The sequence below is a fragment of the Treponema zioleckii genome, from assembly GCF_014737315.1.
Taxonomy (GTDB): domain Bacteria; phylum Spirochaetota; class Spirochaetia; order Treponematales; family Treponemataceae; genus Treponema_D; species Treponema_D zioleckii.
The window spans coordinates 1-9,489 of sequence record NZ_JPUF01000092.1 but is presented as its reverse complement, the minus strand read 5'-3'; the positions used below and the strand labels follow the sequence as shown (position 1 = coordinate 9,489).

Genomic DNA, 9,489 nt, shown 5'->3' with positions numbered 1-9,489 from the left:
AAATAATTTAAGATAATATAAAAATACTCCATTTTGTAAAAAATAGCCTATATTTCATGGAATTTTCTGTTTTTATTCAAAAAGCAAGTTATAATTTGTTTGAGGAATTACTTCTTAATTAGCTGCTTAAAAATAGTTTGTTTAGGTTAAAAAAAGTGAGGATAAAAAATTATGAAAAAATACAATGTTTTTTCTTGCATTAATGCTATTTGCCACGGTTAACACACTTTCTTTGGCTGCTCAAAAATACAACTCTGATATTAACGTTACAAAATCGGAGCTGGGGCGGGTAAAACGGCATTTAATTTTCAGCATGAAAGATGAACAGAAAAATTCTGACTGTGCTTATACTATAAAAGATATTTCTAAAGTTGACAAAATTTTGAGCGAATATTACGACCAAATGGAAAAATATCGCAAAAAGAACAAATCTGACTATATGATTCTTGTAAAAACTGCGACTCAATCACTTAATGATTTGAACACAAACTGTTCGGAGTGTTTGATTGGCAAGGAACAGGGAGTTATTATTATTGAATTCATAAGCAAAACAGCGTATATGTTTGGTTTTATTGACAACGAAATGCAGGATTTGACGGTAGAATGGCGAAAGTGGTAAAAAGGGCTTTTTGGGTAGTTCTTTCGATTTTTGGTCTGATTTTTTTGATGGTGCTGGCAATCAATGTTTATATGATTCAGAGCACAAAAAAATATATTTTCAATGACATTTCAAAAGTTCCTGAACGTTACACGGTGATTGTTCCGGGAGCTATGGTCTACAAAAACAATGTGGTCTCACATGTTTTTAGGGACAGAATTGAAGCTGGGGTCGGCCTTTTGCAGACAGGGAACGTAAGCAAGATTCTTATCTCTGGTGATCATGGTCGGAAAGATTATGATGAGGTGAATGCCGCTAAATCTTACATAAAAACGATGCACAATCTTGATTTGGAAAAAATTTTTCTTGACCACGCGGGATTCAACACATATTCAACGATGTACCGTGCGCGTGACGTTTTTTGCGTGCAAGATGCTGTAATTACGACGCAAAAATTCCACATTTACCGTTCGGTGTACATTGCCCGTGCACTCGGAATCGATGCAGTTGGGTACATTTCGCCAGAAATCACTCGTTTTAGAAAATCACTTCGTTTGAACTGGGAGTTGCGTGAAAGCCTTGCCCGCGTAAAAGCCTTCTTTTCTGTATGTTTGCACGCAAAACCTAAGTACTTAGGTAATCAAATTCCAATTACGGGTAGCGGCGCACTTACGTGGGACATGTAAAATGTATTCCCGTGCTTTTTAATGGAATCTCTGCACTCCAAATATAAGAGTTTTCTTATTTTTGTATAGTTAATGATACTTTTTACATTCTAAATCTGTTTACGGTTATAAAGATGAAAATCATGTAACAGAGAGGAATGTATGAAAATCAGAAAACTTTGCGTAACACTTTTGGTTTCGGTTGCAGTTGTTTTCAGTGCGTTTGGCGAAGATTCGCAAAAATCAGAAAAAAACAAATTAGAAATCACCGTGGATTCGGCAGTTGAGTCGGCATTAAAAACTCATGTCTCAATAAAACGGGAATCAATCGAATTAAATCAAGCAGAAAGAAATTACAAACATTCATGGAATAATTTTTTGCCATCAATTTCGGCATCAGTGACCGGCTCAGCTTCGGACAGTTCATCGTACACATCGGGCGAAACTCTTACGGCTTCAGGAAGTCTTGACGCTTCGCTTTCGCTTAACGCAAGTCTTGCTCAAAAAATCGAGATTTTAAAACAAGCCTACGAAAGCGGAAAAGCGGACTACGAGGACACGGTTCGCGAAGTTGAAACGACGGTGCGCAAATCATTCTATTCAATTTTGTATCAGCAGAAAAAAGTTGAATCTTACAAATCAAGTCTCGATTCATATTTGAATCAGTACAATCAGACAAAAATCAAAAGAAACAGCGGGCTTGTGCCGGAACTTGACCTTTTGACGGCAGAAGTGAACTTGAAGAGCGCGCAGGTCGCTTTGAAAACTGCGGAAAAAACTTATTACAACGCGGCGATTGAATTTTTGAATGAAATTGGGATTGAAATAAATCCTAGCGAAACGGAAGTGATTTTTGCAGGTTCCCTTGATGATGCAGATTTAATTCAAGAAGTCAAACTTAAAAATTTAACAAAAGAAAAAATTGATGAATTGGTTGAATCTTCTCCAGAAGTTCGTTCGCTTAAAAGCAGTCTTGATAGTGCAAAACTTACAAAAACGTATACAGCGGTTTCGGCATATTCGCCTTCGTTAAAGCTTTCGGCTTCTGTAACACCAAAAGAACTTTCTTACACGGTAAAAAACAGCGATAAATCTACGGGAAATTCTTGGAACGCGAGCGTTGGCATTTCCATTCCGCTTGATTCGCTTGTTCCCGGTTCAAGTTCACGAGATTCTGTGAGCGAAAAAGATGATTCCGTAAAGGATTTGGAATTGCAGCTTGAAGACAAACGAAAATCTCTTCGAACTTCGATTGTGGAAAAAGTGCACAGCATTGAGATTTCGCGGGAAACGCTTGAGGAGAGAAAACTCAACGTGGAGCTTGCCCAAAAAACTTACCAAATGACGTACACAGCTTACAGAAACGGTACGAAAGACCTTTTGGCACTTCAAAATGCGCTCACTTCTTATCAGGAAGCCGAGGTTGAGTGGCGGAGCGAACAGTACAATTTGATGAGCTACGTTTTGGATTTGGAAAATTTGCTTGGAATTCCGAGCGGCAGCTTTACAAAAAATGCAGAAAGCCAGAATGAAAGCAGTGAAACAGAAAAAGGAAACTAAGGAGTTAAATATGAAGAAAGCAGTAAAAAGAGCTTTGCTCGTTGCAGGTGTGGTTGTTATAGCTGGCGGAGTTGCAATGCTCCCAAAAAAAGCGGGCGGTCGCCCGGTTCAGCAGGTTGAAGAAAGCATTTATGCCGTTCAGACGCAAAAAGTTAGTCGCTCAAATCTTCAGGAATATCTTTCGTTGAACGGAAATATTCAGACAAACAATACGATTTCGGTTTATCCAGACATTGCGGGAAAAATAAAGTCTGTGCGAGTTACTTTGGGAAGCAATGTAAAGCGGGGAAGTGTGATTGCCACAGTTGACCCTTCGGTTCCTGGCAGCATTTATGCGGAAAGCCCGATTTATGCGCCGATTTCTGGAAAAATCACTTCGCTTCCGTTGACGACTGGAACTGCCGTTACCACTTCAAGTGCGATTGCGCAGATTGGAACTACGAACGGACTCCAGATTAAGGCGATGGTTCCTGAGCGGGACGTTGCGGTTTTAAAAAATGGTCTTTCAGCGGAAATTTCACTCGTTGCGTTCAGCGGCGAAGTTTTTAATGCAAAGGTGAACAAAGTTTCGCCGATTCTTGACGAGACAAGCCGAACAAAAGAGATTTACCTTTTGTTCGATACGGAGGATGAGCGGATTAATGCCGGAATGTACGCAAAAATCAAATTGTTTACAACTTTGCATGAAAATGTGATTACTGCCCCGTATGATTGCGTCACTACAATCGACAAAAAAACTTACGTTTACGTTGCAACGGCAGAAGGCACTGCAGAACTTCGGGAAGTTCAGCTTGGAGCAATTGTTGACGGCACTGCAGAAATTGTTTCTGGACTTAACGACGGGGAAGATTTGATTGTTTCTGGAGTTCAGGCACTTGATAACGGCGTAAAAATTCGTAAGGTGGAGGTAAGCAAATGAGCATTTCAAAAAAAGTTCTTGAACATCCTGTTTTGACGGCGTGTGCGTTCGGTCTTATTGTGGTTGTCGCACTTTTTACCGTTGGAAATATAAAAATTGATTTGATGCCAGACATGACAATGCCGGTGGCGATGGTTTCTACGACTTATAATAACGCGGGGCCAGAATCTGTTGAAAAAAGCGTTACCGAAGTTCTTGAAAGCGGACTTGTTAGCGTCAGTAACTTAAAATCGATGACGAGCACTTCAAGCGAAGGCTCTTCGGTTATCAAACTTGAATTCAACTATGGAACCGACATAGATGTTGCGGTGAACAATATTCGCGACAAACTTGACCGCGTAAAAGGCTCTTTGCCAGACGACTGCGATTCCCCGCAGATTTTTCAGTTTGACTCTTCGAGTATGCCTGTAATGACTCTTGCGGTGAACGGAAACAGAACGGCCGAGGAACTCCGAAAAATTGCGGACGACCAGATTGCGGACCGTCTTGAACAAGCTCCTGGGGTTGCGAGCGCATCCGTTTCGGGCGGAAGGGACAGCATTGTTCGTGTTGAACTCGAACAAAATCGTCTTGACGCGTATGAATTAACATTATCTTCTATTATATCTACTCTCGCGGCGCAAAATCTTGAAGTCGGTGGCGGTAGCGTTAGCGAAGGAACTCGAAAGTACATGGTTCGCACCACAGGCGAATTTGACTCCCTTGAAGAAATAAACAATACGGTTGTTGGAACGCTCAACGGTTACGACGTAAAACTCAGCGACGTTGGAAAAGCGTACATGGGTTATGAAGATGAGACTAGCCGAATTTATATTAACGGAAAAGCTGGCGTTTACGTGCAGGTTCAGAAGCAGAGCGGAAGCAATACTGTTAACGTTGCGAATTCGGTTTACGAGAAACTTGAGCAGATAAAAAAGACTCTTCCAAAAGACGTTTCAATCGAAATTATCAGTGATGATTCTACAAGCGTTCGTGACACGCTCAAAGAACTCATAAAATCAATCATCGAAGGATTTGTGCTTGCTGTAATCATTTTGTTCTTATTCCTTAGAAGTGCAAAAAGCACGTTGATTATGGCGATTTCGATTCCGTTCTGTATTCTGCTTACACTTTTGATTATGATTTTTTCTGGAATCACGCTCAACATGATTACGATGACTGGTCTTATCCTTGGGCTTGGAATGGTCGTTGACGCTTCGGTAGTCGTGCTCGAAAACATTTACGTTTACCGTAACCGAGGAACGGAGTCTAAAACGGCGGCGGCAATCGGAACTCAGGAAGTAATGTCTTCCGTAATTTCTGGAAACCTTACGACAATCTGTGTTTTTGTGCCGTTCTTCGTTTACAAGAGCAAACTCAACATGATTGGCGAGCTTTTTTCTTCATTGATGACTGTAATCATCATTGCGCTCATTTCATCTTTGTTTGTCGCAATGTTCCTGGTTCCTGTTCTTGCGGGAAAATTCTTGCCAGTAGACAACCGTAAAGAAACTCCAATCAAAAATAAATTTCTTGCATCGGCTGACAGAAAAATCGAAGGTGTAATCAACTTTGTTACAGAAAAATACAGACGTGCGCTTCACTTTGTTCTTAGAAGACGCTTTGCCACAATTGTAATCGCCTTTGGAATCCTTGCAACAGCGATTGCGGCTTTTGGTCAGATTCGCATTTCGTTCATGTCATCGTATGCGGACAGCTCGGTTGGTCTTAATGTGCAGCTTCCGCTCGGAACAAAACTTGAAGAAACACAGGCTGTTCTTGATGATTTTTATGAAATTGTTCGTAACGAAGTTAAAGGCTATAAAAATATCGTCGTGAGTGTTGGAACTGGCAGCGGAATGTCGCTTTCTTCGGACACATCTTACAAAGGTTCGATTTCGATTTATCTTCCGGACGCTTCCGAGCAAATTGATTCGGCAGAGACAATAAAAGCAAAGCTCCGAAAATATTTTGACAAATATCCTGTTGCAACGTTCACTTTTGACGAAGGCCGAATGCGGCAAATGACTGGAAGCGATATTGATATTGCGTTCCGTTCGAACAACATGGACGGCTCGTTGGAGCTTGCGAACAAAATCAAAAAGTTGATTTCTGAAAAAGTTCCAGAAGTAGTTGAGCCAGAAATTGACCTTGACGACGGACTTCCGCAGATTGAAATCAAAATTGACCGCGCTCGTGCTTCTTCGTTCGGGCTTACGGTAACTTCAATCGCGAACGAGATAAATTATTCGATAAACGGAAAAACTGCAACGACGTTCCGCAAAGACGGCGAGGATTACGATGTAGTTGTTTTGCTTGCCGACCAAGACAGGGGCGAAATCCCGGACCTCGAAAAGATTTTTGTTGAAGGAAGTAACGGACGCTATGCCGTTGCAAACTTTGCTTCGGTTGTTCGCGGCACGGGACCGGTTTCTATTACTCGCGAGGAGCAAACGAGAATCATTCACCTTACCGCGAACACAGTTGGTTCTGCAAATGCAGGCGAGGTTGAGGCGACAATCAAATCGCTCATCGACGAAAGCATTGTGATTCCAGACGACATTAGCGTTAGCTTTGAAGGTTCGTGGGGAGACACAAAAGACACTGCAATGGTTTTTATAGTAATCGTAATCCTTGCGGTAATCCTTGTTTTTGGCGTAATGGCAGGAACTTACGAGTCGTTCAAAGACCCGTTCATCAACTTGTTTACACTTCCGTTCCTTATCGTTGGCGTTGTGGCGATTCATCTTTTGACGGGGCAGTCATTCAGCATGGTCAGCATGATTGGAATCGTAATGCTCGTAGGAATCGTAGTTAACAACGGAATTATTCTCGTTGACCAGACAAATCTTCTTGTGCGCCGCGGCGTAAAAGTACTCGACGCGTGTGAGCAGGCGGGTGCGAGCCGATTGCGACCTGTTATGATGACGACGCTCACCACGATTCTCGCGATGATTCCAATGGCATTCTTTGCGGGCGAGTCAGGCTCAATGACGCAGCCAATCGGACTTTGCGTTGTAGGCGGTCTTACTTCGAGCACGCTTGTAACTCTGTTTATCATTCCTGTAATTTATTCGCTGTTCAACAAAGGTGCGGACGAAAAAACTCAGGAAGGAATTTCTCCAAAATTAATAGAAGAATTCAAGAAAATCGACGCAGAGGAAAAATAGGGGAGGGAAAAATGATTAGAATCGAAATAATTGCGAATCAGTCAGTTCAGTCGGAATTGATAAAAAATATTGAGACTTTAATGCCAGATATGTTTTACACGATTCTTCCGCTTGCAAACGGCAAAGGCAAAAATTCCTACAAACTCGGCGACTCAACCTGGCCGGAGACGAACTTTGTTCTGATTTCCTATGCGGACGACAGTGCCGAAAAAAAGATAAGCCAAATTGTGCGCTTTGTAAAACTAAAATTTTCCACCGAAGGAATAAAGCTTTTTATTCTGCATGACAGGGAATGATGAATAACGAATTAAAAAGTTGGAATTAGGAGTGAGTGAAGGAACTTTGACTTCGCCCATTTACCACAGAACTAAAATCTTTAAATAGCCCCGATTCTGTAAATTGAATTTTTAGAATCGGGGCTATATCAAATTTCTGGCTTCCGTGTTATATTTTTTTGTTAAAAAATGGACTATTCTTATATTTTGCGGTCAGCAAAGGCTAAGAGAGAAACTTTCGCTGACTTTGGATTTAAGATTTGCGACTCAGAGACTGAAAACAAGAAATCCGTGTATACATTAAAACGGGATTTGCCTTCTACGGATTTTTATGCAGACTTTTTTGTTGACCTGTCGGCAGGAAAATTTGAAGTTCATGTTTACGAAAAATCCACGGATGAGCGTTATGTGCTTTTTGACGTTCCACGCTCAAACGGAAGTTTTGTTGCGGAACTTCGTCAAAAAGTTCAACTGATTGTGGAGGATTTTCGAGACAAATGTTTTGAAGCTGAAAATCTTCGGGACAAATATGTTTCTTGGATGGAAAATCGCTTTGATTGCAAGGCGGATTTTCCGTGGACTGACACTCCGGAGGCTTGCGTTTTTCGTTGTCCGAGCAAAAAATGGTTTGCACTCGTCATGAAAATAAAATATCGCCAAATCGAGCTTGCAAGCGACGAAGACGTTTTTATTGTAAATCTAAAAGCCACTCCAGAAAAAATTTCCACGGAGTTAATTGACAAAAAATCTGTTTTTCCGGCCTATCACATGAACAAAAAACATTGGATAACGGTACTTTTAACGTCGGTAACATCTTTTGAATCTCTCTGTGAACTTACCGAACAAAGCTACGCCCTTGTGTATAAAACAAAATCAAAATAATGCAAAACCGTGCTGTTTGTGGACTTGTGATTCTCTACTGGTTATAATTAAAACTTATGAAAATATTTTGAACCCAACAAGGAGTCATTATGAAAAAGTTTGTTTTGTTGTTACTGGTTTTGGCTTTGCTTCCGATTAATATTTTTTGCGAGTCTAAAACTGATGTCCGAAATGCTTTTGTACCTGGACTTTCGGCCTCTGCAATAACAGGCTTTACGAACGGAAAAATCTATCCAGGCTTTGATTTTCATTATGCTTTTGTGGAAGGAGTTTCAGAAGCTAGGTCTCGAAGTTCTTTTGGCGGATATTATGAGTTTTATACCGAAATCGGGTTTTATAAAGAACTGAATTCCCCGGTCGACGAAGATATTTTCTTTACTTATGCTGCAGGCGTTAACCTTTCCTTCGAAAAATTCATTCATGGTTCAAGAGATTTTTTGATTCCATATTTTGGTGCCAAATTGGGTGGAATTTATTTTAACAATGTTGGTAGTGGAATGCTCCTTGAACCGGTTTTGGGTTTGGTCGTGCTCAATAAAAACTCAATAAACATCAATTTGAATTCCGGGCTTTTCCTTAACACTGTCGATTTGTCAAACTATATTGGACTTCATTCATCATTGGTCGTAAATCTTAATTTGTAAATTCGATTTTGAATTTTTCAAAAAATCATTGAGAGTTTAAAATAAAACTAGGAGGATATTATGCCACACATTACAATTCAAATGTACCCAGGACGGGACGAAGAGACAAAAAAACGTCTTGCCGATGCGATTCTTGAGACTGCAAGTAAGGAACTGAACCGCGGAAAAGAACACTTTTCGGTAAGTGTCGTTGATGTTCCGCAGGACGAATGGAAAGCTAAAGTTTACGACAAAGTTCTTTCGGACAAAAACACGATAATCAAGCCGGGCTACGAAATGTAGCTTTGAAGCCACATGTTTTGTAAAGGAAACTTCAAAAACTTCAGTTTTTTGAGGTATCCTAAATATAATGTTTTGGAAATCTTCAAAACGGAGTATACTTATATGTGGCTTTAAAATATTCAATTTTAAAAAAGACGCAAACTATTAAAAAAATCGGAGAAGTTTAATGAAAAAGAAAAAGTTCGTGATTTTAATCCCGTTGGCATTGCTGGGAATCTTAGGGCTTAACCGAGGAATCGCTATTCTGCAGAATGTGGAAGTTCACAAATATGACCCCAACGGAAACGAAATTTATTCCCGCGGAGGAAAAGACGGAAATGCGATATATTCACAATATAACGAAAAGAATCAGCTGACAGAAAAAAAATCAGTTTCGGGTGACATAATAACTTATTTTTATTATGAATACGAAAATGATTTGTTAAAAAAAATTATTCACAAAAGACGATTACATTCCAGATGATAATTACGAAATAACTTACGAATATAATGAAAAAAATACAGAAAATACAAAG

10 protein-coding genes are annotated in these 9,489 nt (G+C 40.2%); all 10 read left to right on the top strand.

Features of this window, described 5'->3' with window-relative positions; all coding sequences use genetic code 11:
- The first annotated feature begins 184 nt into the window (after nt 1–184).
- Nucleotides 185–619 (top strand): hypothetical protein, encoded by a 435-nt coding sequence (locus JI65_RS15895; protein WP_191018145.1) that lies wholly within the window; start codon nt 185–187, stop codon nt 617–619.
- Entirely contained in the window at nt 604–1,284 is a 681-nt protein-coding gene (locus tag JI65_RS15890; protein ID WP_191018144.1) for a SanA/YdcF family protein, read from the top strand. Before JI65_RS15895 ends, JI65_RS15890 begins: the two co-directional genes overlap by 16 nt.
- A gap of 141 nt (nt 1,285–1,425) precedes the next feature.
- Nucleotides 1,426–2,823, top strand: coding sequence for a TolC family protein (locus JI65_RS15885; RefSeq protein WP_191018143.1), 1,398 nt, complete (start codon nt 1,426–1,428; stop codon nt 2,821–2,823).
- Nucleotides 2,824–2,833: 10 nt separating this feature from the next.
- Entirely contained in the window at nt 2,834–3,742 is a 909-nt protein-coding gene (locus JI65_RS15880) for an efflux RND transporter periplasmic adaptor subunit (RefSeq protein ID WP_242457278.1), read from the top strand.
- Complete coding sequence (locus tag JI65_RS15875; RefSeq protein WP_191018142.1) at nt 3,739–6,891, top strand: efflux RND transporter permease subunit; 3,153 nt, start codon at nt 3,739–3,741, stop codon at nt 6,889–6,891. The genes JI65_RS15880 and JI65_RS15875 overlap by 4 nt, the downstream gene beginning before the upstream one ends.
- A gap of 11 nt (nt 6,892–6,902) precedes the next feature.
- A complete protein-coding gene (locus JI65_RS15870) occupies nt 6,903–7,187 on the top strand; it encodes a PG0541 family transporter-associated protein (RefSeq protein WP_191018141.1) in 285 nt (94 codons plus the stop codon).
- A 168-nt stretch (nt 7,188–7,355) separates the two neighbouring features.
- A complete protein-coding gene (locus JI65_RS15865; protein WP_191018140.1) occupies nt 7,356–8,048 on the top strand; it encodes an MmcQ/YjbR family DNA-binding protein in 693 nt (230 codons plus the stop codon).
- 89 nt (nt 8,049–8,137) lie between these two features.
- Nucleotides 8,138–8,692 carry a hypothetical protein gene (locus tag JI65_RS15860; protein WP_191018139.1) on the top strand — a complete coding sequence of 185 codons (555 nt, stop codon included), beginning with the start codon at nt 8,138–8,140 and terminating at the stop codon, nt 8,690–8,692.
- 60 nt (nt 8,693–8,752) lie between these two features.
- Nucleotides 8,753–8,974 carry a tautomerase family protein gene (locus JI65_RS15855; RefSeq protein WP_191018138.1) on the top strand — a complete coding sequence of 74 codons (222 nt, stop codon included), beginning with the start codon at nt 8,753–8,755 and terminating at the stop codon, nt 8,972–8,974.
- Nucleotides 8,975–9,140: 166 nt separating this feature from the next.
- Entirely contained in the window at nt 9,141–9,437 is a 297-nt protein-coding gene (locus JI65_RS15850) for a hypothetical protein (protein ID WP_191018137.1), read from the top strand.
- The last annotated feature ends 52 nt before the right edge of the window (nt 9,438–9,489 follow it).